The organism is Nocardia sp. CA-084685 (assembly GCF_050955785.1).
Classification (GTDB): Bacteria; Actinomycetota; Actinomycetes; order Mycobacteriales; family Mycobacteriaceae; genus Nocardia.
This window is the reverse complement of sequence record NZ_CP192094.1, coordinates 3,078,166-3,100,303: the sequence shown is the minus strand read 5'-3', so window position 1 is coordinate 3,100,303 and position 22,138 is coordinate 3,078,166. Positions and strand designations below refer to the sequence as shown.

Annotated in this window: 22 protein-coding genes and 1 pseudogene; 7 read left to right on the top strand and 16 right to left on the bottom strand. The window is 65.3% G+C overall.

Annotated elements, in window-relative coordinates:
- Nucleotide 1: 1 nt before the first annotated feature.
- Complete coding sequence (locus ACQP2U_RS14085; RefSeq protein WP_433715046.1) at nt 2-1,174, bottom strand: spirocyclase AveC family protein; 1,173 nt, start codon at nt 1,172-1,174, stop codon at nt 2-4.
- Between the two features lie 213 nt (nt 1,175-1,387).
- Here ACQP2U_RS14085 and ACQP2U_RS14080 point away from each other — a divergent pair, with 213 nt between their 5' ends.
- Complete coding sequence (locus tag ACQP2U_RS14080; protein WP_433715045.1) at nt 1,388-1,990, top strand: TetR/AcrR family transcriptional regulator; 603 nt, start codon at nt 1,388-1,390, stop codon at nt 1,988-1,990.
- Between the two features lie 180 nt (nt 1,991-2,170).
- On the opposite strand, the gene ACQP2U_RS14075 is transcribed toward ACQP2U_RS14080, so the two are convergent.
- From ACQP2U_RS14075 to ACQP2U_RS14065, 3 genes are read right to left on the bottom strand one after another with little or no spacing between them, the layout of a single operon-like run.
- Nucleotides 2,171-2,929: an SDR family NAD(P)-dependent oxidoreductase gene (locus ACQP2U_RS14075; RefSeq protein WP_433715044.1), complete on the bottom strand. Its 759-nt coding sequence runs from the start codon at nt 2,927-2,929 to the stop codon at nt 2,171-2,173.
- 37 nt (nt 2,930-2,966) lie between these two features.
- Nucleotides 2,967-3,740: an enoyl-CoA hydratase/isomerase family protein gene (locus ACQP2U_RS14070; protein WP_433715043.1), complete on the bottom strand. Its 774-nt coding sequence runs from the start codon at nt 3,738-3,740 to the stop codon at nt 2,967-2,969.
- Nucleotides 3,737-5,356 carry an AMP-binding protein gene (locus ACQP2U_RS14065; RefSeq protein ID WP_433715042.1) on the bottom strand — a complete coding sequence of 540 codons (1,620 nt, stop codon included), beginning with the start codon at nt 5,354-5,356 and terminating at the stop codon, nt 3,737-3,739. Before ACQP2U_RS14065 ends, ACQP2U_RS14070 begins: the two co-directional genes overlap by 4 nt.
- 61 nt (nt 5,357-5,417) lie before the next feature.
- Between ACQP2U_RS14065 and ACQP2U_RS14060 the strand changes: the two genes are divergently transcribed.
- The gene (locus ACQP2U_RS14060) at nt 5,418-6,104 is read left to right on the top strand and encodes a TetR/AcrR family transcriptional regulator (RefSeq protein WP_433715041.1); all 687 of its coding nucleotides are present in this window, start codon (nt 5,418-5,420) and stop codon (nt 6,102-6,104) included.
- Nucleotides 6,105-6,230: 126 nt separating this feature from the next.
- Here the strand turns inward: ACQP2U_RS14060 and ACQP2U_RS14055 are convergent, their stop codons facing one another.
- The 3 genes from ACQP2U_RS14055 to ACQP2U_RS14045 all read right to left on the bottom strand — a co-directional run bounded on the left by ACQP2U_RS14055 (nt 6,231) and on the right by ACQP2U_RS14045 (nt 10,130).
- A complete protein-coding gene (locus tag ACQP2U_RS14055) occupies nt 6,231-7,910 on the bottom strand; it encodes a CocE/NonD family hydrolase (protein WP_433715040.1) in 1,680 nt (559 codons plus the stop codon).
- A 256-nt stretch (nt 7,911-8,166) separates the two neighbouring features.
- Complete coding sequence (locus ACQP2U_RS14050) at nt 8,167-8,922, bottom strand: NADPH-dependent F420 reductase (RefSeq protein ID WP_433716464.1); 756 nt, start codon at nt 8,920-8,922, stop codon at nt 8,167-8,169.
- 386 nt (nt 8,923-9,308) lie between these two features.
- A complete protein-coding gene (locus tag ACQP2U_RS14045) occupies nt 9,309-10,130 on the bottom strand; it encodes an SDR family NAD(P)-dependent oxidoreductase (protein WP_433715039.1) in 822 nt (273 codons plus the stop codon).
- 99 nt (nt 10,131-10,229) lie between these two features.
- On the opposite strand from ACQP2U_RS14045, the gene ACQP2U_RS14040 reads away from it, so the two are divergent.
- On the top strand, nt 10,230-10,844 hold the full coding sequence (locus ACQP2U_RS14040; protein ID WP_433715038.1) for a TetR family transcriptional regulator: 615 nt from the start codon (nt 10,230-10,232) through the stop codon (nt 10,842-10,844).
- A 105-nt stretch (nt 10,845-10,949) separates the two neighbouring features.
- Here ACQP2U_RS14040 and ACQP2U_RS14035 read toward each other — a convergent pair whose 3' ends face one another.
- Genes ACQP2U_RS14035 through ACQP2U_RS14020 form a run of 4 tightly spaced genes read right to left on the bottom strand, consistent with a single transcriptional unit; the run spans nt 10,950 to nt 13,366 of the window.
- Nucleotides 10,950-11,246 carry a cytochrome C oxidase subunit IV family protein gene (locus ACQP2U_RS14035; RefSeq protein ID WP_433715037.1) on the bottom strand — a complete coding sequence of 99 codons (297 nt, stop codon included), beginning with the start codon at nt 11,244-11,246 and terminating at the stop codon, nt 10,950-10,952.
- Nucleotides 11,247-11,250: 4 nt separating this feature from the next.
- Nucleotides 11,251-11,859: a cytochrome c oxidase subunit 3 gene (locus ACQP2U_RS14030; protein ID WP_433715036.1), complete on the bottom strand. Its 609-nt coding sequence runs from the start codon at nt 11,857-11,859 to the stop codon at nt 11,251-11,253.
- Nucleotides 11,856-12,626, bottom strand: coding sequence for a hypothetical protein (locus ACQP2U_RS14025; RefSeq protein ID WP_433715035.1), 771 nt, complete (start codon nt 12,624-12,626; stop codon nt 11,856-11,858). The genes ACQP2U_RS14030 and ACQP2U_RS14025 overlap by 4 nt, the downstream gene beginning before the upstream one ends.
- A complete protein-coding gene (locus tag ACQP2U_RS14020) occupies nt 12,623-13,366 on the bottom strand; it encodes a hypothetical protein (RefSeq protein WP_433715034.1) in 744 nt (247 codons plus the stop codon). Before ACQP2U_RS14020 ends, ACQP2U_RS14025 begins: the two co-directional genes overlap by 4 nt.
- 142 nt (nt 13,367-13,508) lie before the next feature.
- On the opposite strand from ACQP2U_RS14020, the gene ACQP2U_RS14015 reads away from it, so the two are divergent.
- A complete protein-coding gene (locus ACQP2U_RS14015; RefSeq protein WP_433715033.1) occupies nt 13,509-14,180 on the top strand; it encodes a TetR/AcrR family transcriptional regulator in 672 nt (223 codons plus the stop codon).
- A gap of 591 nt (nt 14,181-14,771) precedes the next feature.
- On the opposite strand, the gene ACQP2U_RS14010 is transcribed toward ACQP2U_RS14015, so the two are convergent.
- The 3 genes and pseudogenes from ACQP2U_RS14010 to ACQP2U_RS14000 all read right to left on the bottom strand — a co-directional run.
- Nucleotides 14,772-15,752: a hypothetical protein gene (locus ACQP2U_RS14010; protein WP_433715032.1), complete on the bottom strand. Its 981-nt coding sequence runs from the start codon at nt 15,750-15,752 to the stop codon at nt 14,772-14,774.
- 615 nt (nt 15,753-16,367) lie between these two features.
- On the bottom strand, nt 16,368-17,711 hold the full coding sequence (locus ACQP2U_RS14005) for a lipase family protein (protein ID WP_433715031.1): 1,344 nt from the start codon (nt 17,709-17,711) through the stop codon (nt 16,368-16,370).
- A 365-nt stretch (nt 17,712-18,076) separates the two neighbouring features.
- Nucleotides 18,077-18,219 (bottom strand): annotated as a pseudogene (locus tag ACQP2U_RS14000) (cation transporter); the annotation flags it as partial.
- Between ACQP2U_RS14000 and ACQP2U_RS13995 the strand changes: the two are divergent.
- Nucleotides 18,193-18,747, top strand: coding sequence for a hypothetical protein (locus tag ACQP2U_RS13995; protein ID WP_433716825.1), 555 nt, complete (start codon nt 18,193-18,195; stop codon nt 18,745-18,747). The pseudogene ACQP2U_RS14000 and the gene ACQP2U_RS13995 sit on opposite strands and share 27 nt — an antisense overlap.
- 68 nt (nt 18,748-18,815) lie before the next feature.
- Here the strand turns inward: ACQP2U_RS13995 and ACQP2U_RS13990 are convergent, their stop codons facing one another.
- Both ACQP2U_RS13990 and ACQP2U_RS13985 read right to left on the bottom strand, forming a co-directional pair.
- Nucleotides 18,816-19,214 carry a (R)-mandelonitrile lyase gene (locus tag ACQP2U_RS13990; RefSeq protein WP_433715030.1) on the bottom strand — a complete coding sequence of 133 codons (399 nt, stop codon included), beginning with the start codon at nt 19,212-19,214 and terminating at the stop codon, nt 18,816-18,818.
- Between the two features lie 26 nt (nt 19,215-19,240).
- Nucleotides 19,241-20,170, bottom strand: a complete 930-nt coding sequence (locus ACQP2U_RS13985) for a helix-turn-helix transcriptional regulator (RefSeq protein WP_433715029.1) — start codon at nt 20,168-20,170, stop codon at nt 19,241-19,243.
- Between the two features lie 167 nt (nt 20,171-20,337).
- Here ACQP2U_RS13985 and ACQP2U_RS13980 point away from each other — a divergent pair, with 167 nt between their 5' ends.
- The gene (locus ACQP2U_RS13980) at nt 20,338-21,588 is read left to right on the top strand and encodes an MFS transporter (protein ID WP_433715028.1); all 1,251 of its coding nucleotides are present in this window, start codon (nt 20,338-20,340) and stop codon (nt 21,586-21,588) included.
- 39 nt (nt 21,589-21,627) lie between these two features.
- Nucleotides 21,628-22,131, top strand: coding sequence for a cyclophilin-like fold protein (locus tag ACQP2U_RS13975; RefSeq protein WP_433715027.1), 504 nt, complete (start codon nt 21,628-21,630; stop codon nt 22,129-22,131).
- Nucleotides 22,132-22,138: the final 7 nt, after the last annotated feature.

Sequence of the window (22,138 nt, the reverse complement as noted above, 5' to 3'; positions counted from 1 at the left end):
ACTAATTTCCTCGCTCGAATGGAACGACTTCCGGAAGCTCTGCGCCCTCAGGGAGAACGAGCCGGCCTTCCGGATCGATGTAGCCGGTGTTCTTGCCGGGGATCGGCAGAACAGGATCAGGACAGAGCCGCCCTGTCCCTTCACCGCAGATGCCCATGTCGAAGTACGAACGCTTCTGGACGTCCTCGGGCCAGGGATCGGCGTGCATGGCGAACCACTGCGCGGGCAGGTTGTAGAACACGAAGAAGAACAGACTGCACGCCGCGAAAATGGCCAGGAAACGCGTAGCCTGCTGCTTCACGGCCCCGCCCTGGATCCGTTCCAGTCCTCGTTCGACGAAGGTCCGGCCACGATCGTCGGTGTAATAACGCAGCGCGCACAGACCTGCCTGGACACCTCCCCACATGAGTCCTTCATAGATCGGCCATTGGTAGTAGGTGCCGGCATTGATCGACAGGGATCGAATTGCGCCGGGGTAGGTGAAAAGTCCCATCGGCATCAGGAAGAGGCCCTCGATGACGAGATCGAAGAAGAACGTCCACACGATCAGAACGCCGATCAATCCGAAGTTGCTGATATTCGGCCACTTCGACTTCGCACGGCGCATGATCCAACATCCGAGGATCGTGCACAGCAGAACTCCGTAGGAATAACCCGCCGCATTCATCAACAACGGTTCGGCCATCATCTGGCCCGGTTCGGCATACGAGCGCCAACCCGGAATGTGGGCCACCCACGACCCCCGATTGAACATCCAGGTGTTGTAGGTACTCCACGTGTTGAAGTAGTTCAGGAGCGGATCCTGGAAGAACAGCAGGCCGCAGGCGACCAGGAGCATGCCGTCGAGCGTGATCCGCCGCTCACGCCGCCAGGGCCTGATGATGAAGTAGTAGACGCCGATCGGCCAGCCGACCAGGATCACGGTCGTCCACGTGATGAGGATCGTCTTCATCCACGTCGGCGGGTCACTGGGCCCTGTGGGCACCCGGACGAAAAATGGTCCCGACACCCAGCGGATCCACACATACACCTGGAACGCCAGGATCAAGCCCCCGACGATCGCCCAGATCCGGACGGGCTTGCTCGTGGACTGAGCTTTGGCACCCAATGAGGCGACTCCGCCGATCTCCTCGGTGACGGTGGCTGCCTTCTTCCTATCCAACGGCCCGCTCATCGCACAGCCTGCTTCGGGATCGTCGTGGTCCGACCCATGCGGTTCCGCTCGAAGAGCGGACACCTTTCAGCTATCACCTCGGTGTCGGCGTATCTGTCTGTCGTCGATGAGGCAGTCATCGTCGCCCTCCTTCAGTAGCCCAGCGTCCGAAAATATACCAGTAAGAATCTAAGCGTCGGAATAGTTTCTTAGATTCATGGCATACTCGCTGACATGGCTGAGCGATGGACGAGGGAGCGACGACTCGAGCGCACCCGGTCGCTCCTGCTGGATGCCGCGCAAGAGGTGTTTGCCGAAAAAGGGTTCACGGCGGCAACCCTCGATGACATCGCTCATGCGGCGGGCTACACCAAAGGCGCCATATACAAGCACTTCCCCACGAAGGAAGAACTCTTCCTAGCGGTGAGCGACCGTTACTGGCAGCGCTACTTCGATACATTCACCGACCTGCTCTCGGCAGCAAGCCAGGTAGGAGCGCACGAACTCGACCAAGTCGCCCAGCGGTGGCGCCAACTCGCTGAAGACCGCGGTGCCGAGTCCGCCGCGCTGGGCTACGAATTCACTCTGTACCTGTTGCGCAACCCCGAGGCCCGGGAACGAGTCGCAACCAAACGAGCCGAGGTCGCCGAAGCTCTGGCACGATTCATCGTCGAGGGCCTCGATCGAATCGGCGCGACCCTGCTGATTCCCCCACTGACGTTCGCCCGTGTGCTCATCGCCACCACCGACTCGGTCGCGCTGGGAACCCAACTCGATGACGTCGACCTCTACAGACCAACCCTCGAAATGTACATGTCGGCAATCAAACTGCCCTGACCCTCCGACATACACCATGACGGCGACCGACGAGCCAGATCGAGAACCCGCGTGATGGTCTCGCGAGACCGGTTCCGGCAGGAAGCCGCGGCAGCTCCGCCGGTCTGCCAGCAGCCGGGTCATGAAGGTCATCATCGGCCAGACAATCGGAGTGTGAAACGCCGCTGCGGTCGGTTTCCGCTAGCGGATCGATGAGCCGATACCCAAGCCTCCGTCGACGTCCAGTACTACTCCGCTGACGTATCCGGCGGCCGGTGAGCACAGGTAGGCGGCGGCCTCGGCGATGTCTTGGGGCTGTCCGGTCGTGCGTTGGGGCACTTTGGCGATCAGCTTTTCGCGGGCCGCGGTGTTCATCGAAGCGAGCATGGGTGTTTCGATGAGGCCGGGGGCGATGGCATTGGCGGTAATGCCCTGGCGGGCGGTTTCGAGTGCGAGGGTGCGGGTGAGTCCGACGATGCCGGCTTTGGCGGCGACGTAGTTGGCTTGGCCGAAGTTGCCGCGCCAGCTCATCGAGGAGAACGAGACGATCCGGCCGTAGTTGCGTGATCGCATGTGCGGCAATACCGCTCGGGCGCAGAAGAAGGCCCCCGAAAGGGAGACATCCAATACCGAGTGCCAGTCGGTGTCGTCGATGTCCTCGATCCGGTTGTCGCGGATGATTCCAGCGTTGTTGACCAGGACATCGATACGGCCGTGCGCACGGACGACGGCTTCGATCCAGGCGTTGACATCTTCCGAGGAGGTGACGTCGACCGGATTGGCCAGGCAGGTGCGTCCGAATTCCTTTTCCAGGCGGTCAGCGAGGTCGCGGGCAGCGACGTCGTTGACGTCGCCGATGGCTACGATCGCCCCTTCGGCCGCGAATCGCTCGGCCATACCCGCGCCGAGCCCTTGGGCTCCGCCGGTCACGAGGACGACTTGATCGGTGTAGCGGTTCATTGCACTCCCAGGAATGTGATGGTGGCTCGGCATGCCTTCAGGCCGATCGGCGTTGCAGGAATGCGGTCAGCGAGGCCGGTACGTCGTTGGTGTTCCAGTGCTGTTCGAAGTCGGCGAGTTCTCGGGCCAGTCCTTGGTTTTCGTCCATGGTGGTCAGGGTGTGCAGGAGGGCCTTGAACGCGGTTTGGGCCGGGCCGCCGGCTTCGGCCAGTTCGACCGCGGCGGCTTGTGCGCAGGCGTGCACTTCCTCGGCTGGCACCACCGCGTGCAGCCAGCCGGTGGTGGCGAGCCGCTGGGCGGGGACCAGTTGTCCGGTCAGGGCCAGCCACCGTGCCGTGGAGTCGCCGATTTTGCGTGGCAGTCGCACGCTCGAGCCCGCGGCCGGGAGCAGGTTGTTGCGGATGTGCCCGTCGCCGATCAGTGTCGTGTCGGCGGCGACGACCACGTCACAGGCCAGTGCCAGCTCCAGACCACCGGCCACAGCGTGGCCGTGCAAGGCGGCCACCACCGGCAGGCGGCTGGTCTCGAGCCGCGTGACCACGGCCGAAACCCGGCGCAGAAACCGCGTCGGCCCACCCGGGGTATCGGCCAGGCTCAGAAAGTACCGCAGGTCGGCGCCAGCGCAGAAGCTCTTGCCCGCTCCGGCGAGGACAAGGCACCGGGTGTGCGGATCGTGTTCGGCCTCGGTCACCGCGGCAGCCAGAGCATCGATCAGCTCGGGGTCCAAGGCGTTGCGGCGGTGGGGGCGGTTGAGTGTCAGGGTGCGGATCGGACCGGTACGGGTAACCAGGACCGGTGCGGGCAGGTTCATCGGGCACCCGCGCCCAGGCCGGCATCCTCGCGGCGCCGCTGCCGCAGCTGTGCGCGCTGGATCTTGCCGCTCGGCGTCTTGGGCAGGCTCTGCACGAAATGGATACGCCGCGGGTAGGCATGCGCGGCGTAGTTCTTCTTGACCCATTGCTGTAGCTGCTGGACGAGATCGTCGGAGACGGCGGCGCCGGGCGTGAGGACCACGAACGCCTCCACGACCTCGCCGCGCACGTCATCGGGACCAGCGACCACTGCGGCTTCGCTGATAGCGGGGTGCTGCAGGAGCGTGGACTCGATGTCGAACGGGCCGATGCGGTAGCCGGCCATGATGATGACGTCGTCGTCGCGCGCGGAGAACCGGACGATCCCGTCGGCGTCGATCGAGGCGATGTCACCAGTCAGGAAATAGGCGCCCCCGGCGCGGAATCGGTCGCTGCCGCACCCTCCGACATAGCCACGGAAGGTCATCAACGGACTGCTCGCGACCACGATCGCCAGCCGCCCGGTCTGACCGGACTCGACCGGTGCGTCGTCGTCCTCGCCCAGGACGGTGATCTCCCAGCCCGGCAGCGAAGTTCCCATCGCACCGGCCAGCACCGGCCGTCGCAGGCTGGGGTGGTGTGGGAAACCGATCGGCATGCCGAGTTCGGTCTGGCCGTAGTGATCGTGCACCTCGAGCCCGAGTGTGTCGCGGGCCCAGTCGTTGACCTCCGGGGTCAGCGGCTCCCCCGCGCTCGACAACCGGCGCAGCGCGAGCCCCTGGGGAACTGGCAGGCCGGAGGCGCGCAGGCCGCGGTAGACCGTGGGCGCAGCGGTGTAATCGGTGACCGCGCGATCCTTCAACACCGTCCAGGTGTCGGCGGCCGAGAATCCGCCGCGCAGCAGCAGCGTCGGCACACCGGCCGCCAGCGGAGCCACGATCGCGGTGTAGAGCCCGTAAGCCCATCCTGGGTCGGCGCCGCACCAGAAAACGCTGTCGGGCCCGACGCCCAGACCGAACTCGAGGTAGCTTTGCCACCCGGCGGCATAGCGCACCGGATGCACCACACCCTTGGGTTTGCCGGTGGTACCGGAGGTGAACATGTGCACCAGCGCCCCGTCTCCACCGACCGGCGTCGAGCCGATGTCTTGCCACGAGGCCGCGACGAGGCGGGCGCTCAACCCGTCGGGGGAATCGGTACCAGCGACGATCAGCGTCCAGTCACCTGCGGGCACTTTCGTCCGCTGATCCTCATCGGCCACGACGAGCCCGACCTCTGCGTCGGTGAGGCGGGATCGGATCGCATCCTCGGCGAACGCGGTGAACAACGGCACGTAGACCGCGCCCAAGCGCCAAATACCGAGCACGACCGCGACCAATTCGGCGCTCTTGCCCATCACGGTCGCGACCCGATCCCCGCGCCCCACACCGGCCGCGGACAGAACCGCGGCCGCTCGTCGTGACGCTTCGGCGAGCTCGCCGTAGGTGTATTCGATCGCGGCCAAGTGCTCATCGACGATCATCAGCGCTCGAGCCGATGCCGGATGACGGTCGCACAGCAACCAGGCCACATCCGCATCCGGCGTCCCGAATTGTTCGAGGAACTCACCGACACGTATTGCATAGTCAGGACTCACTACCGCTCCAGTTGGGTACGTTAAACAGTTCGATTGTACCCAAAAGAGTACTGTAGGAACGGTGACGAATAAAGCCCGCTGCTCGCAGCTGCCCGAGGACGGGTGTGAAACACTCGATCTCATGCCTCGTACGGCCTCGGCGCGTCAAACGACGGTCAACACTCCCCGTAAGCGACGCGTTGATGTGGCGCGGCGTGACGACCTGCTGCGTCAGGTCCAGGAGATCTTTCTCAGCGAGGGTTTCACCACCATCACCATCGGCGAACTCACCGAGCGCCTGCATTGCTCCAAGGCCACCCTCTACAGCGTGGCCGCAACCAAGGAACAGCTGGTGGTACTGGCGACCAAACACTTCTTCGGCGAATCGGCCGAACACATCGAAGCCGATGTGGCCACCCAGACCGACCCGCAGGCCAAGATCCTCGCGTACCTCGGCGGTATCGCGAATGCCATGCGGCGCAACTCGAATGCCTTCTACCAGGACATGGTCGCTTTCGCTCCCACCGCCGAGATCTACGCGCGCAACACCGCCCGCGCGGCCGAACGCGTCCATGAACTGATCGACGATGGGATACGGACAGGTCGTTTCCGCGCCACCGACGGCAGGTTCGCCTCCCAACTCGTCGCACTCGCCATCGAGGGAGTCCAGTCCGGCGTCCTGCTCGAGCGCACCGGTCTGTCGGCCGCGGACGCCTTCAACGAACTGGCGTCCCTACTGTTGAACGGGTTGCTCCACAGCCCCGACTGACCCGTTGCGGTGCCCGTCTGCCGGTATGGGTGCCCTCGCCGGGCAACACGAGACCCGTAGCCACGCCGACTCGGTCCCGCGTGCCGCGAAGATCTGGGGCTGACCGCAGACCTTCGCGGCGGCATTCTAGGCGGCGGGGATCACCGGCAGGAGCAGCCGGGAGGGCCGCGCGGAGTCGTGGAAGATCTTCTGGTGGGCGACACGGTGCTCGATGGCCACGGTCGGATCCTCTCCGGTGTTGAGGTTGCGGTCCCAGCGCGGGAAGTTGCTGGAGGTGACCTGGACCCGGAGCCGATGCCCTGCCTTGATCACGATGCTGGTCGACCACAGGTCGATGTCGTGCTCATCGGCGCGTCCGGGCTCGGTGGTGACGCGGGTGATGCCGTCGACGATGTTGAGCGAGATTCCTCGTTCGTCGACCTCGCACAGCCGCACGACCCAGTCCGTAGCGGGCCCGTCGGTGGCGGCGAACAGGGTCGCGGTGACCCGGCCGGTGATCTCGAGGTCCTCAGGGAGCGGGTCGCTGGTGAACACCAGCACATCCGCACGGGACTCCACTGCCTGCTGGTCGAGGGCTCCGGGGCGGAAATCACTCGCCATGATGAGCGCGCCGCCGGTGGTCGGCACAGGGTCGGCGGGATCGTAGACGTAGGACGAAGGCGCCTCGTTCTCTGCCGGGGCAGAAGTCGACAGATGACCGCCGGGATGGAGGAAGAACTCGGTGTCGCGGGCACGGGCGAGGGGCCATTGCGGCTCGTGTCGCCACTGATTCAGACCCATGACGAAGATGTCCACGCCCGGGTCCGGTTCCGCGTCGACCGGTTCGCCGGGCAGGAACTGGTCGAACCAGTCCAGCTGGATACCGGTCATGGTCCCGTCACAACTCGGTGGCGCCACCGAGGCCAGCCCGTAGTTCACCGCACCGACCTGCTCTGGCCTGGGGCTGAGGAGACTCAGATGCTCCCATGGCCCGACGATCAGTCGAGTCGTGTGGCCCTGTTCGCGTGCGGCGATGTAATTGTCGATCGAGCCCTGCGAGAACACGTCGTACCAGCCCGCGACGTTCAAGGACGGGACATTGACCTCACCGTGCCTGCCCGCGACCCTGGCCTCGGCCATCGAGGCGGGATCACGCAAGCCGCGCCGCACGCCGATATCCGGCAGGTTCGTGCGCACCAATGCCGGCGACGCGCCTGAGGGCAACTCCCGATATGTCACCTCGGCGAGCCGGTCGAAGTCTCGAATCGTGGTACCCAGCTTGGCGAACAGCTCCTCGGTATCCGCCGCCACCTTCGCATACTGGCCCGCCGAGACCATCAGCGACCACCACAGATTCAATCCGTGTTCGATCGCTCCACCACGGAAGAAGATTCCGTCGGCGGGCTCGCACCAGGTGATCTGCGGCGCGATGGCGCGCAGGTGCGGCGCCCCCGCGATGGCCGCGGCCCATTGGGTGTTGCCGGTGTAGCTTGCACCGAACATTCCCACATTGCCGTTGCTACCGGGCAGCGCAGCGGCCCACTCGATGGTGTCGTAACCGTCTTGCTGCTCATACGCCCACGGCAGCCACTCGCCGTCGGAAGCGAACCTTCCTCGCGTGTCCTGCTGCACCACGATGTAACCGCGCCGAACAGCTTTGAGCGTGTCGAGCTGGGCGGTCCCCTGCGGCGATGCCTTGTCGTAGGGGGTGCGCTGCACGAGAACCGGCCACGGCCCCACACCGACGGGCCGGTAGACGTCGGCCCGCAGAATCACCCCGTCACGCATGGGTACGGACACGTCGAACTCGATAGCCACTTGACTCATTGGATCCTCACTGATCACTCGGACACTCCATCACGACAGCCCGAAAGAAACTTAACTGGGTACCAGCGTATTCGATATAGTACCCATCGTGACCAGACACACAACCCTTACGCAACTCATCATGAGTAGCGGGGTCGTATCGCGCCGTGAGCCTACGAGTGCGAGGGTTCGGCTACCGGTCCGCATGCGGGTCATTGCGCGTTCGGGTGAATGGCCTCCTCCGTCGGGTTCTCCGGCGGACGGCTCGTTGCGAACTTCAGAAGATGCGCTCGGCTACCTTCACCCGTTCGCTCGCCTGCAACGCGGCGCGCAGTTCGTCGGCCGAGAGCGGCGCGGCCGGAGCTTCGAGCATGCGCTCGACCGGCACGCTGGGGTCGGCAAGGTAGATCCGGGTGTACGCACCGGCCTCGGGCTCGAAACGCCAAGTCTCACCTGGTGTTCCGGCGTCGACGGTATCGAATCCGAGCCGGTCGATCAGCTCGGCCGCCCGAGTCTTCGCCTCTTGGTCCGCGCCCGCGATGGGTAGAGCGCTGCGATCCGGCGCCCCGGCTGGGCGGGCGAGCTGCGGGATATGGTGGGCCAGGATGTTGTTGAATGCCTTGACCAGCAGGGCGCCCGGCAAGAGCTGCTGGGCCAATTCAGCCGTGGTCATCTTTTCGGCGTCGAGTTCGCCGATCCGACCGTCGCGGTGAGGATAGTAGTTGCCGGTATCCAGCACGGTCCGGCCCCGCAGTAGTTCAGCAGGCAGAGACCTGTACGCGGTCAGCGGGATGCTGAGCAGGATTGTCTCCCCGGCGCTGGCAGCCTGCTCCACGGTGCCTGCCGTGGCTCGCGAACCCAGTTCCTCGACGAGATCGGCCAGGCTCTGCGGCCCCCGCGAGTTGGCGATCACGACATCGATGTCCGCCGCGACCGCCAGCCGCGCGACCGCGGACCCAATATTTCCGCTTCCGATAATTCCCAGTGTCGGCATCGCATTTCCTCTTCCTTGTTGCGGGTCACCCAGAGCCATACGCCCCGTGGGCAGATAGGCCACCGGGCAGACGCTAAGACGTGACATCAGTGTCAGGGGCAAGTCGTTGACGCGTGAGGTGCGTCAAGGCAGACGAACTCGTCGACCGCCTGACCACCGGTCGCGACCACTGATCGGAGGTCGGAATCCGACGCCGACATCCGCTCGTCGGCTACTCGCGAGAATGGCGATAGGACCAGCGAGTAGCACGTGCACTGCCGGGGGTGCGCCCTCTCCAGGGTGGTCGAATGCCTTCCGAAAGATGATGTCGCGCATCGAGAGTTTCATCATCCTTTTGTCCTTGCTGCCGGTCGAGTTGCAGGTCTGGCGGGCAGTGCTCGAGGTGGACGGCCCGCCCGGCACCGGAAGCGCCCGACGGAGGCCGGTCAGGCTGGGCCGATCTCGGCCGCGGCGGACACCTCGGCCCACTCCTGCCAGCCCTTGACCCGGTCGGCGTAGAGCTGCGGGACCACCTGGAGAGGGAAGGTGCCGAAGAAGATCCGGGACGGTGGGTTGTCGGCGTCGACGACCTTCAGCAGCGCGGGGCCGACGCCCGCCGGGTCGGGATTCGGGAGGGTGGCGAAGCTGGCGTTGACCGCCTTCCGGAAGTCGTCGTAGGCGGACAGCGGTGCGGAATAGGCGGAGGACGTATTGAACTCGGTGCCGAAGGGGCCGGGCTCGACGACAGTGACCTTGATGCCGAAGGCCGCGACTTCCTGGGCGAGGGAGTCGGAGAGTACCTCGACGGCTGCCTTGGTGGCGCTGTAGCCGCCCGTGGTGGGGTAGGCGGCGAGGCCGATCAGGCTGGAGACGTTAATGATGTGGCCGCTGCCCTGCGCGCGAAGGTAGGGCAGTGCCGCCTGGACGACCCACAGGGTGCCGAACAGGTTCGTCTCGAACTGGGCGCGGACGTCGTGCTCGGTCAGTTCTTCGACCATGCCGAACAGCCCGTAGCCGGCGTTGTTGACGACGACGTCCAGACGTCCGAAATGCTCGTGGGCACGCTGGACGGACTCTGTCACGGCGGTTTTGTCCGTGACGTCCAGGGGCAGCGGCAGTATCGCGTCGCCATGGGCGGCGACCAGGTCGGCCAGTGCGTCGGTGTTGCGGGCGGTCGCTGCGACCTTGTCGCCGCGCGATAGCGCGGCCTCGGTGAACCGGCGGCCCAGGCCGCGCGAGGAACCAGTGATGAACCAGATCTTGCTCATAGGAAGCACTCCTCAAAAAGGGAAACGAAGACAACATAAGAGACCATATACCTATATGGGACTGAGTATCATATAGGGTCTGTGTACTACACTCATGGCATGGCTGAGACATCCAGGACCATGGCCTCCACGCTGCGGGAGCGGACACGAGCCGCGATGCGCGATGAGGTCAGCGAGGTCGCGTTCCGGCTGTTCTCCGAGCAGGGCTTCGCCAACACGACGGTCGAACAGATCGCCGCCGAGGCGGGCTTGTCGCGCACCACCTTCTTCCGGTACTTCGGCACCAAGGAGGAGCTCGTCCTCGGCAGGATGGGTGAGTTCGGCCATAAGATGGCCGCCGCGCTCGCCGCCCGGCCCGCCGACGAGCGGTCCTGGGAAGCGTTGCGCCGCTCGTTCGACGTGATCACCGAGGCGAATGCCGACGAGCCTCAGCCATTTCTGAACCTGATGCGGTTGCTCGACGACGCCTGCGCCCTGATGACCCGTCAGTGGGAGAAGACGCAGGGCTGGCAGAGTCTCCTGGTTCCGGAGATCTCCCGTCGGCTCGGCGGTGACCCGGAGTCCACGAACAACCTCCGCGCCCAGGCCCTTGTGGCGTCGGCGATTTCCTGCCTCGACGCCGCAACCGATGCTTGGAGGGCAGCCGACGGGACCACTCCGTTGTCCGAACTCCTCGACGAAGCCATGGACGTACTGGTCGAGCCGACTGCATAGCCACAGGGCGAGGTCCCCTCGACCGACCGTATTCGACGCGTTGTCGCTTCATCCAGGGGCGGCTGACGGCTGTTCCGTGGAATCGCCGAGACGGGCAGCCACTATTCAGTAGAGGTAGATGGCGAGCATGGTGATCCAGATGACAGCCAGCCAAGTATCGGTGGTGACTTTCAGCCAGGTCGGGGCGTGTCGGATTTCCATGAAGTAGCGGATGATCAGGCGGCATTTGATCAGTCCGAGGACAACCACGGCGATGATGAGTCCGGTATCGAGCCCGGTGGTGTCGGCGTGGCCGGGGGCGAGTCGCCAGGCGAGAAGGGTGATCGCCGTGAGTGCGATCCATGCGTAGATGATGCTGCGTTTGTCGTGTCGGATTCGGTCGGCGGCGGTTCGGGTCGTCATTGGGTTACCTCATGAGGTAGATGATGGCGAAGATGACGACCCAGAGCAGATCGATCATGTGCCAGAACAGGGCGCCTTGTTCGACGATGCTCACCCGTTGTCTGCGGGGGTTGCGTAGCTCTTGGACGACGATTCCGAGGATGAGCATGCCGAGTAGCAGGTGTGCGAGGTGGATGCCGGTGAGGACGTAGTAGAAGCTGAAGAATTCGTTGGCGACGGTATAGCCGTTGGTTAGCTCGTGGTGCCATTCATAGATTTTCAGGGCGATGAATACCAGTCCGCATGCGCCTGCGGCGAATACAAGTCGTCGCGCTGTCCGGATTGCTCCCTGTCGGGTCGAGATGACGGCCAGGGCGACGAACATGGAGCTGGTGAGCAGCACGACGGTGTTGGTGACACCGATGCCGATGTCGAGGTGTTGCTGGGCGGTGGAGAACTCTTGGGCCGATCTCGCCCGGAAGACCATGTAGACGATGAAGTAGCAGCCGAAGAAGAACAGGTCGCCCAGGATCATCACCCACATGTCGATATCGCCCGGCATGTGTCGTGCGCGTTCAGCTTCGGCCGAGAGTGGTTCGGTCTCCGGGGAGATGCCTCGATCGGAGATGGTCATCGCGTGGCCCCGGCGGGGTAGAGGGGTGGGGTGTGGGTGGTCTCGGCTTTTGTGGCGTTGCGCAGGATTGGTAGCAGGCACACGACCCACAGTCCGAAGACGACTACCGCGATGTAGAAGGTGATCATCCCGTTCCAGGAGAACGCCCCGGAGCGGAAGACCCACATCTGGGTGGCGAGGACTTCGGTGACGATCTGCCAGATGGAGATGTAGGCGAACCATTTGGGGAAGATGTGGTTGCGGTCGTAGAGGATCGCGATCGCCAGCACGGTGTAGGCAGCGGTGAAGCAGCCCAGGGATCCGTTGTAGGACAGCATGCCCAGGTCGTAGAGCAGGTGTTGGATCCCGGGATCGCGGTCGGGGCGGAAAGTCGCGGTGAGCCAGCAGATGAGCAGCACGTGGAACCCGGGGATTGCGCCGACTCCCATTCCAGCGATGTAGGCGTAGGCCAGCAGCGATCCCGAGGACATGCGTTTCATGAAGTAGCCGATGATGCCGTTGGAGACCGCCGCTCCGCCCGCGAGAACCAGTAGCGCCGCGAAACCGGCCTGGATTCCCCACTGATGCTTCTCGAACCACAGCGCCACTTGCAGATCGGTCACGTCCGGGCGCGGTGGTGGTGTTGCCCTGCCGAAGAATACGACCCCTACCGACAGGGCGGTGTAGAAGGCGGCGAACAGCCAGTAGGTGATCCAGACATCGAGCCCCGCTCCACTTTTCGGGGTGGCGCTTCTTGCTGTACCAGAGGTGTTGGTCACGGCGGTCACGACGCGATCCCCTCCTGCTGGATCTGGCGTCGGAGCGCGGATCGCACGAGGAAGAACATCACCGCGACGAACAGAGCCAAGGCGCCGTTGCGGAGCCAGAACGACACGAAGCCGTCCCACGCCAGCGGCCCGTCCCGGAACACCGCGGCACCGGCCGAGGGGGCCATGGCCAGCGCCGTCAGAAGTGAGTAGGGCGAGACCCATTTCGGGAAGACCGGTTGCGGTTGTTCATCGAAATACACTGCCAGAGCGAGCAATACGAATTGGGCGACCAGCATCCCGATCGGCGCGATGAAGATGATCCAGGCGAGGTCGTTGAGTACCTGAACCAGTTCCGCGCCCCGGTCGGGGCGGAAAGCGGCGACGGCGAAGAAGATGTTCGACAACGCGAACAAGGTCACTCCGGCGACGATCGCGGTGAGGTAGGAGAAGGCGAAGATGTGGCTCTGGCCCCTCATGCGCAGCATCTGACCCATGATCAGCACGAAGAACGGCACGATCATGACCCCGCACAGGTTGAAACCGACCATGCTGAATCGGATCAGCGGTGTGTTGTCGGCGTAGAACTGCGCTACCTCCGTCGCTGTCATGTTCGGCGACATCGGTGGGAAAAAGCCGGGAAACGCAACGAACAGCGCGAGCAGCACCAGCGCGACCACCGGGGTCGACCACAGGATCACCTGTTGGGCTCTCAGATTCGTGGCAGTCGATTGCTCCTCGTCCTCGGTGAGCGTCTGCATGTCGTGGACTCCCGTCGGATGAATGGGTTGTCGAGGTCGGACCGGCCACCTGGCGGATGACTGCACCGCTAGGGCTCATAGGGAGGAGCATCGCAAGTTTTCTGACTATGGTCAATAATTGTGGTGCGGTAAAATACCTGCTATGACGAAAGATTCACACAGGACAAGAGGTGACGATCGTCAGAAAAGGGCGACACCGCTGCGGGCCCGATCCCATGCCAGCCGGGAAGCGATCATGCAGGCGGCCATGGCGTTGTGGCGCACCAAGGGTTTCGCCGAGACCACGGTCACCGACATCTGCAAAGCCGCCGGTGTGTCGAAAGCGCTGTTTTACGTGTACTTCTCACGCCGAGAGGACGTACTCCTCGCAGTGGAGGTGTTCACCATGCGCGACGCGCATCTGGCCGCCGAAGCTGTCTTCTCGAGCCCTTACGAACTGGTCGACGTGATCACCGCGGTCATCGGCACCCTCGAACAGCGTGCCCACCACTACCCTCCAGAGCTGGTCTTCGAAGCGGTCTTGGAAACCTACCGGCTCGAACGACAGGCCCTCGCCGAGGGCGCCACCCAGGCCGACATCGCCTACCTGTTTCTCGAACCCTTCCGGCAAGCCCACCGCGACGGCCGCATCGCCGCCGAGGTCGATGTCGTGCGCACGGCCCGCATCGCGCAGATGCTGGTGGCCGACGGTATCCGCTGCTGGGCGGCCGCAGGCTTCGATGACCCCGCGCTCACCGAAACCCTCGCCGCCGAGATCAGCACCCTGCTCACGGCGGCCCCCACCACCATTCGCGTGCCGAGCCCGGGCGCATAGCCGGGGCTGCAGCTCGGCAGCCGCGGCGCGGCTCCACCGCCTTGGGAGTAACCCCGGATGCCAGCGGGCGACGGCGGCGAACGCGTGCTGCGGCGGCGAGTTGGGAATGGTGAACTGTCGGCTGAACACGAAGTCGGTGAACGAGCCGGTCGCCGGGTAAACGGCAGCGGCGATGCCGCCGACGCCGTAGGTGCGGCCGGTTGCGGCCGCGATTTTGCCCTGCATGGACTTTGCGATCTGGTCATGCTTGTCGGCATGGGCGGCAACGGCACCGACGAACCGGCGCTGGTTGCAGCAGCCACCGAAATGCGCGATCGCCACCTGCCGCCGCTACCGACGCGAGCACGGCCTTTGTCATTCCCACGCACACCGCTGGCAGCAACAGGGCCGCGTCGACCTCACCGCTTGGATCGCCGAAGGCGGCGGTCCACCACTTCCGGACTTTCATGCAGCGCGGAATGCCTGCGACCGCTCGATAAGCGGCTATGAGCGTGCATGCTAGGCCGCAATGAGCGACTGTGCAGTCCGACGCTCAGGTCTGCCCTCGGGGTGACGGATGAACAGACGGTCAGCAGGCGCGAGTGGAGGTGGTCAAGCATCGCGGGAATGCTGTCTCGGTGCGGCCCGCCGGCGGCCGTCGCGTCTAGGCGGGCACACCAGGGCTGGCCAGCGTGGCGTGTGGCGCAATTGCGAGCGCGCCGTGGCAGTCATGCCGGGTGTCGCCCATCGGGTGAGGTGGTCCCATGCCGAGGCCATGTCGGGTTCCAGGATGAACAGCCGGCCATCACAGCGGGCGAGTTGCGTTTCGTATCGGTCGTTGCGGAACTCCAGCTGCCAACCCGGCCACAGCCGCGGCCAGTCGGAGCGCAGACCGGCAAGTTCGCGAATGGTCCACACCATCGCATGCCGCGCACCCAAGTCCAAGTGCAGTCCACTGGCGGGTGGATATGGCAGCTCGGTCACCAGACCGGTGGGGGGCAGTGCGGTCGCCAACGTCGCACCGATCCCGAAGGCGGAGTTTTCGTCGTTGTACAGGTGGTACGCCCGTAACGGCGCACCAGGCTCGACAGCATGCGTGACGAGCAGGGAGTCACCCGGATTGTCCGATTCAGAGTCGACGTAGACCGGTGACCTGTCGTACCAAGGCTCGCTTAATGTTGGCCCTCGACCGTAGTTGTCACCGCGGTACCGATCTCCGAGATACCGCACAATGTCGTCCATACCTTCGTAGGCCCATTGGAGCACCCATCCCGGCCATGCTTGTGCAAGCAACGCATAGTATGCGGCGCGGTAGGCATACTGCAGCTCGAATGTACTCGGAGTCAGCACGCCCTCGAACCACGACATGCCCAACTCCCCGTACAGCGCGAGCACCCGATGCCGCACATCGATCAGCACCACGGCTTCGCACCAGGGGTCGAAGTCCTCGACCGACTCCTCAGCCCGAGCCCACTGAATCGTGTTGTCCGGCCCCACAAGCAGGATCTGACCTATATGCCCGGCAGCGTGCGACCCGCAGTACATCGTCGCTGTAGGTCCGTCGACAATCACGAAGTCGGCGGGGTCTCTCATCCATCTGATGATATGGGATCTATGCCACACCAGCACAAGGCAATTCACGATAATCGGCTATGAGCGCATGTCGAGTTGTCATGCGCTCAGAAGGCTGCGCACGCGCGACGAGAACGTAGTTCAGACGCCGGTCCAGGCTGGTGCGGGGGTGGTCGTAGTGCATGGCGGTGCGGCGTGGCGAGCGGCGATCTAGACGTCCACGGGCAACTGACCCCACTGCGCACACGAAGCGCAACCAAATTCACGGACACTCGATCTTGAAACCAGCCCTCATTGCCGTTGGAATCTATGGATAAGCATCGTCAGTGTCCATGGACCCAGCCAAACACCGGCCGCTCAAACCTCCCCGAGCGGTCGCGCTAGTGTCGACGCTCTTCTAATGACCCCTACGATGGCATCCGAATTATGAGCGCCCGGCGAAAGATTCGATCGTGGTCGCGGTCCAAACCCCACCCTGATCGCTTTTCCGCAAGAGGACCGAGAGCGATCGAGGATTGGCCGGGGGTGCGCCGCATCCAAGTCGGGCCGGTGTCGAGGCATCCGGCCATGCCCGCTGCGCCGGAAGGCGTGTGCTCTGATCCGCCACCTCCGCCGAGTCAGAGCACACGCACACACTCAGTCGATAGTGCAGCCGGCGACCGGTTTGTCGGCGAGCCGATCGAGCAGGTACGTGATCGCGTTATCGGGTCCGAATCCGTCGATGATCTCGGGTCCGAAATGGTTGGGGATCGTTGCGCCGGAGAAGATCGGCGGCAGATCGTTGGTGCGGAAGGTAACCGCCGCCCCCTTCGCGCACCATTCCTCGGCCAGCCGACGAGCCTGCCCGTACGGCACCGTGTCGTCATTGAGGCCGCTGGTGATCAGAACCGGCGTCCTCGGGGTCAGACTGCCGACATGCATGTCGGCCAACGCGGACGCCGCTTCCGGAATCGCGTCGAGATGCTCTGTCAGCGAACGGCCATCGATGGTCAGCGTGCTCGTTTTCAGGAAGGGCTGACCGGTGATGACATCCCCGATGCATTCGGTGCTCAGCGTCTCGAGCATGGCGCGTCCAGCGGGGCTGGTCACTCGGTCGACCGCTTTGTGCAGTTCGGGATAGCGAGCGAGCAGTCCGTTGATCGCGAAGCCAATCGCGCCGCCGATAAGTGCGCCGTCGATGCGCTGCAGGATCGCGGCCAGGTCAGCGACCGGCCCACCTGCCCAGGTGCCCTTGAGGTCCAGCTCCGGCGCATAGTCCGGTTGCATCTCCGCCGCCCCCGCTGTCGCGCCCCCACCCTGGGAGTAACCCCAAAACACCACCGGGGTCTCCGGTCCGACACCGCCCAGGTGCTGCGCAGCGCGGGCGCCGTCAAGGATGGCGTGAGCGCCTTCGATCCGGTTGGCGAACGTGTGCATACCCGGTGTCCCGAGTCCGATGTAGTCGGTCACCAGGACACGTGCGCCGAGAGAACTCCACACCGCGGCCGACGGCGCTTCCTGATTCGCCGACAGCGACACCGACGGATCGGCGGTGATGGTCACGCCGGTCGAGAATGCCACCGACATCGCGCAGTGATCGGCCTGACCGGCAGTCCCGGGACCGATCACCACGATCGGGCGCGGACCCGAGCCCCGCCACGGGTTGGTCGGCTCCACATAGGTGCCGGTCACCGCGGCCGGGGAACCATCCTGGTATCGCGTGGTGTACATGACGCGCTGGGCCCGAACCGGCCAACCGGTAACACCGGGAGGGGCCGCGAACACGGCCATCGGCTCGGTCTTGATCACCGCGCCCGGCTCCGACGAGAACTGCTCGGGCGGAGTGTAGAACGCGCTCACCGGCGCCGCCGCCGCCGCCTGCGGCGCGCTCGTTTCCGCCCCTGCCACCACAGTCCCGCAGACCACCGCCGCCACCAGCGCCAGCCGTCCGATGTGTGTAGACAATCCCAGCGCGGGACGCCGCCAACCCTGCTGCTGCATCAATAACCCTCTTCAACTCCCACCCTGGCGCCGTCGCCAGAGTGCCCTAGGCCGCATAACACTCGACGGAATGAGACCCGCCACAGCTGCGCGCTACGGGACAGTAACATAGTTACTGAACACTCCACAGCACGCCAGATAGGCGAGGCGGCCGTAGTCCAACACGTCCCGACTGCTGCCGTTCGGCTACGCCACCGGTCTCTGCGTCAAAGGTGTTGCGGCGTGCGGGAATCGACTGTCGAGTGCGCTGCCTGGTGGTGCCGATCGCTGTAAGGTGGTGACCGGCACTATGTTTCACTGCTGTGGTGACTTGTCGATCGGCGGCGTCCGAGCGGTCGCGGCGTCAGTCTGGTTGCTGCCCAATGTTTGGAGTCGGCGACTGCGGGGCGGAGCCGAGTTCGCGTCCGGCGCGGCGTTGCGCCCAGGACAGCACCGGCATGATCACCAAACTGGTCGCGGCCAAACCGGTTCCGATCGGTGAATGCGCGGCTTCGCCGAGACCGAGCAGCCCGCCCGAACTTGGTTGAAATGGTTGGATACGGGGATGGACGGCGGCCACCTGGAATCGGGTCTTTCCAAAAGCGTCTGGACCGACGCCGACTTCTCGGAGATGGGCTGGCACGACGCCACCATCCACGGCCTGTGTGTACAGCCGACCGACGGCGTCCTGCCGCGGCTTCTCCTCGATCTCGACTACATCGTCCGCTGGGTCCATCCGGTCCCACCGGCGACATATTTCTCCTTCTGGATGGCCCCGGCCACGCTCGTCTTCGAAGACGTTTGGGACCTCGAGGGGGACCTCGATTTCAAGGGCACGACCCCGGACCTGGAGATCGATGACCTACACCGACTGGTACCCGACGATCGACGCGACGACCTTCCGCTCTGGCACATCGAAGGTCATGCGTTCGATCTGAAGTTCCGCGCAACCGGTTACCACCAATACTTCCGAAAGGCCCCGACACTCGCTTCTCGACATGCGCTCTCTCCCGCAGAACGGGGTGGGTGCACCTTCGCCGAGGTCGGCTTTTGCTGACCGCCGATTCGGCCGGTTGCGTTCGTCGGCGGCCGGTTGTGGGAGCCGTAGCGCAACGGGACTCTTGTTTACCGGTGCCGTTGTTGTGCGGTGAGGTAGTCCTCGTCGGTAACGTGTTCGAGCCAGGTGACGTCGTCGCCCTCCCAGAGGGCGAGGTGAGTCATGAAGGCGTCGGAGATTGCGCCGTGCCAGTGTTCCTCGCCCGGTGGGGTCCAGACCGTGTCGCCGGGGCGCATGTGGATGGCGTGTCCGTCGCGGGTGACGACCAAGCCGGTGCCTTCGGTGACGTGCAGGGTTTGGCCGAGACCGTGGCTGTGCCATGCGGTGCGTGCGCAGGGAGCGAAGCGGACCGTATTGAGCCGGGCGCGGGAGGGGTTCTCGCCACGGAAGAGCGTGTCGAACCACACCTGGCCGGTGAACATCTGCGCTGGTCCCTGGGTGGTGCGTGTGCGGGGGACGAGTTCCATGATCGGGGGCCTTTCCAGGTAGTCGGTCAGGTGGTGGGTTCTCCGCCGGTCGTGGTGGCGGGCTGATCGGCGGGCGCGGGCAGGTGGATGTTGGTGGCGGCCCAGGTACCGAGCAGGGTCATCGCATCAGCCGATGGGGTGGCCGGTTGCACGGTGTAGAAGTTGACAACCAGGCCCGGATCGGCGGGCAGCGGCATCGTTTCGTAGCCGATGCTGATGTCGCCGACGACGGGGTGGTGGAAGGACTTGGTGCCGGTGTAGTGCAGGCGCACATTGTGCTTGGCCCACCGGACCCGGAATTCCTCACTGCGGGTGGACAGTTCACCGACCAGGTCCGAGATGCCACGGTCGTAGGGGTCACGTCCGGCGTCGGTGCGCAGCAGGTTGACCGCACTGTCGGCCATGTGGTCCCAGTCGGGGTAGAAGTCGTGGGCGCGGGGATCCAGGAAGCAGAAGCGCACGAAATTGACCGGCTTGGACACATCCGGTGCTAGCGGGTCGAGGTACAGGGGGCTGTAGAAGGCGTAGCCGAGCGGGTTGGCCGCGACCAGGTCGTGGCGGGCGTTGCGGATGAAGGCGGGCCCACTGTAGGTGTCGAGCAGGTTCTGCACGCCCGGCCGGACCGTCTTCGTGGCGCGGCGCGGGCGTCGTTGCGGGCTGATCAGGGCGTTGCGGTGCAGGTCGAACAGGTGTGAGCGTTCGGCGTCGTCGAGTTCCAGCGCGCGGGCGATGGCGTCGAGCACCGACTCGGAGACGCTGTTGACCTTGCCGCGTTCGATTTGGGTGTAGTAGTCCACCGACAACCCGGCCAGGGTGGCGACTTCCTGGCGACGCAGGCCCGGGACGCGGCGCTTGGCCGCATCGTAGACCGGCAGCCCGACCCGGTCGGGGGTGATCTTGGCGCGGCGTGAGGCCAGAAACTGGCCGATTTCGGCGGCGCGGTTGCTCGACTCCATGGTGATCGAGGCTAGGCCCGCGTCCTGCGTGTTTGCCAGGTGCTGCGAGGGGGGTGTTGCCAGCACCCCTCTGATCTGCACCTCCCACAGCCGCGCTGCGCCGCGTTGCATGGATCGCGGAGCCGATAGCTCCGAGTTCCGCAATTCTTCGACATCGACGAGGTGAGATGAGCACACCGACCTTCAACCGCCCGAGCACCCGGTTGCCTGTGCTGGTGTACGTGCTGGCCTCCGGGATCTTCCTGATGGGCACGACCGAGTTCATGATCGCCGGCCTGTTGCCCGATGTGGCCGCCGATCTCGGGGTCGACATCGCCCGCGCCGGGATGCTGGTCACCGCGTTCGCGGTCGGGATGATCATCGGTCCGCCGGTCATGGCGCTGGCCACCCTGCGGCTGCCCGCCCGGGCCACACTGGTCGGTGCGTTGGTGGTGTTTGCGGCTGGGCACGTGGTGGCCGCGGTCAGCGACTCGTTCACCGTCGTCACCGTCTCCCGGGTGGTGACGGCGCTGGCGACCGGCACGTTCTGGGCCACCGGCGCGGTCGTCGCGGCGGCGGCCGCGGGACCGGGGGCGCGCGCGCGGGCGCTGGCGGTGATGTCGGGCGGGTTGAGCCTGGCGGTGGTCGCCGGCGTGCCGTTGGGTACCTTCGCCGGGCAGCTCACCGGATGGCGTGGTCCGTTCTGGATCCTGGCCGCACTGGCTGTCCCCGCGATCGTCGCCGGGCTGCGCTTTGCCCCGGCGACCTCCCACCGCGTCACGGGCGAGGTGTCGGTGCGGGCCGAGGTCGCCGCGGTACGTCAGTGGCGGGTGTGGGCGGTGCTGGCGGCGATCACACTGGCCCAGGCGGGGTTCCTCGGCGCCTACAGCTTCATCAGCCCACTGCTGACCGACCGCGCCGGCATCCCCACCGCGCTGGTCCCGCTGGTACTGGTCGGATTCGGAATCGGCGCGCTGGCCGGGACCGCGCTGGGCGGGCAGATCGGTGACCGGTGGCCGCTGGGCACCCTCTCCACCGCGATCGCCGCCACGTCGATCCTGCTGATCGTTCTCGCTGCGACGGCGAGCCACGCGACGGTCGTCGTCGCCCTGGTCGTCGTGCTGGGTGCGTCGGGTTTGGGGGCGAATCCGGTTCTGATCGCCCAGACCATGCGGTTCGCCGGGCGCGGCTCCCGGCTGTCGTCTTCCCTGGCGACCGCGGCGTTCAACCTCGGCACGGCTGCCGGTTCGGCACTGGCCGCGACCACGCTGTCCACCGTGCTCGATGTGACCGGGCCCGCGGTGCTGGGTGCGGCGATCACCGCGACCGCGCTGGTCCCGATCGCTGTCCTCGCCGCGAACCGAACTGGTCCGCGCAGCGACAACGCGCCGACGCCACCTGGCCAGCAGCCGCAGCGGGTCCTGACCGGAGTGAGCTGAGCCATGCGCCGCACTGCAACCGACGGGAGCCACCGACCCATGCGACTGAGAACCAGCCTGATAGCGGTGAGCCTGATAGCGGCCGCGGCGGCGATCACCGCCTGCTCGAGCTCCTCGCAGACACCGACCCCGAACCCGCCCGCCGGCGCCCCGCAACCCACGACACCGCCCGGTCAGGAGGAGACGTTCATGCAGATCCGACTGCGCATCGGCACCACCGAAGTCACCGCACGGCTCTACGACAACCCCACCGCCCACGACTTCGCCTCCCTGCTACCGCTCACCCTCGCCATGCACGACCTCGGCGGCCGGGAGATAGCCGGCACGCTGCCACGCGAACTCACCGACGGGCAGGGCCAATCCAGCTACCGCGCAGGACAACTCGGCTACTGGGCACCCAGCCACGACCTGGCCATCTACTACCGCCAAGACGGTTTCCGCATCCCGAACCGCGGGATCGTGATGATCGGCGAAATCGAGACCGGCCTCGACGCGGTCACCGCCGGCGACGTCGGCACCACCCGCACCATCACTGCCGTCTGAGCACCCG

What these genes read in the sequence shown, in the direction of transcription:
- ACQP2U_RS14040 (WP_433715038.1), top strand. Translation starts at nt 10,230, where the DNA reads ATGGCTGAGACATCCAGGACCATGGCCTCCACGCTGCGGGAGCGGACA.
- ACQP2U_RS14035 (WP_433715037.1), bottom strand. Translation starts at nt 11,246, where the DNA reads ATGACGACCCGAACCGCCGCCGACCGAATCCGACACGACAAACGCAGC.
- ACQP2U_RS14005 (WP_433715031.1), bottom strand. Translation starts at nt 17,711, where the DNA reads ATGCAGCAGCAGGGTTGGCGGCGTCCCGCGCTGGGATTGTCTACACAC.
- ACQP2U_RS14075 (WP_433715044.1), bottom strand. Translation starts at nt 2,929, where the DNA reads ATGAACCGCTACACCGATCAAGTCGTCCTCGTGACCGGCGGAGCCCAA.
- ACQP2U_RS14020 (WP_433715034.1), bottom strand. Translation starts at nt 13,366, where the DNA reads ATGCAGACGCTCACCGAGGACGAGGAGCAATCGACTGCCACGAATCTG.
- ACQP2U_RS14055 (WP_433715040.1), bottom strand. Translation starts at nt 7,910, where the DNA reads ATGAGTCAAGTGGCTATCGAGTTCGACGTGTCCGTACCCATGCGTGAC.
- ACQP2U_RS14085 (WP_433715046.1), bottom strand. Translation starts at nt 1,174, where the DNA reads ATGAGCGGGCCGTTGGATAGGAAGAAGGCAGCCACCGTCACCGAGGAG.
- ACQP2U_RS14030 (WP_433715036.1), bottom strand. Translation starts at nt 11,859, where the DNA reads ATGACCATCTCCGATCGAGGCATCTCCCCGGAGACCGAACCACTCTCG.
- ACQP2U_RS14015 (WP_433715033.1), top strand. Translation starts at nt 13,509, where the DNA reads ATGACGAAAGATTCACACAGGACAAGAGGTGACGATCGTCAGAAAAGG.
- ACQP2U_RS13990 (WP_433715030.1), bottom strand. Translation starts at nt 19,214, where the DNA reads ATGGAACTCGTCCCCCGCACACGCACCACCCAGGGACCAGCGCAGATG.
- ACQP2U_RS14070 (WP_433715043.1), bottom strand. Translation starts at nt 3,740, where the DNA reads ATGAACCTGCCCGCACCGGTCCTGGTTACCCGTACCGGTCCGATCCGC.
- ACQP2U_RS13985 (WP_433715029.1), bottom strand. Translation starts at nt 20,170, where the DNA reads ATGGAGTCGAGCAACCGCGCCGCCGAAATCGGCCAGTTTCTGGCCTCA.
- ACQP2U_RS14080 (WP_433715045.1), top strand. Translation starts at nt 1,388, where the DNA reads ATGGCTGAGCGATGGACGAGGGAGCGACGACTCGAGCGCACCCGGTCG.
- ACQP2U_RS14010 (WP_433715032.1), bottom strand. Translation starts at nt 15,752, where the DNA reads ATGAGAGACCCCGCCGACTTCGTGATTGTCGACGGACCTACAGCGACG.
- ACQP2U_RS14045 (WP_433715039.1), bottom strand. Translation starts at nt 10,130, where the DNA reads ATGAGCAAGATCTGGTTCATCACTGGTTCCTCGCGCGGCCTGGGCCGC.
- ACQP2U_RS13975 (WP_433715027.1), top strand. Translation starts at nt 21,628, where the DNA reads ATGCGACTGAGAACCAGCCTGATAGCGGTGAGCCTGATAGCGGCCGCG.
- ACQP2U_RS13980 (WP_433715028.1), top strand. Translation starts at nt 20,338, where the DNA reads ATGAGCACACCGACCTTCAACCGCCCGAGCACCCGGTTGCCTGTGCTG.
- ACQP2U_RS14050 (WP_433716464.1), bottom strand. Translation starts at nt 8,922, where the DNA reads ATGGCTCTGGGTGACCCGCAACAAGGAAGAGGAAATGCGATGCCGACA.
- ACQP2U_RS13995 (WP_433716825.1), top strand. Translation starts at nt 18,193, where the DNA reads ATGCGCGGCTTCGCCGAGACCGAGCAGCCCGCCCGAACTTGGTTGAAA.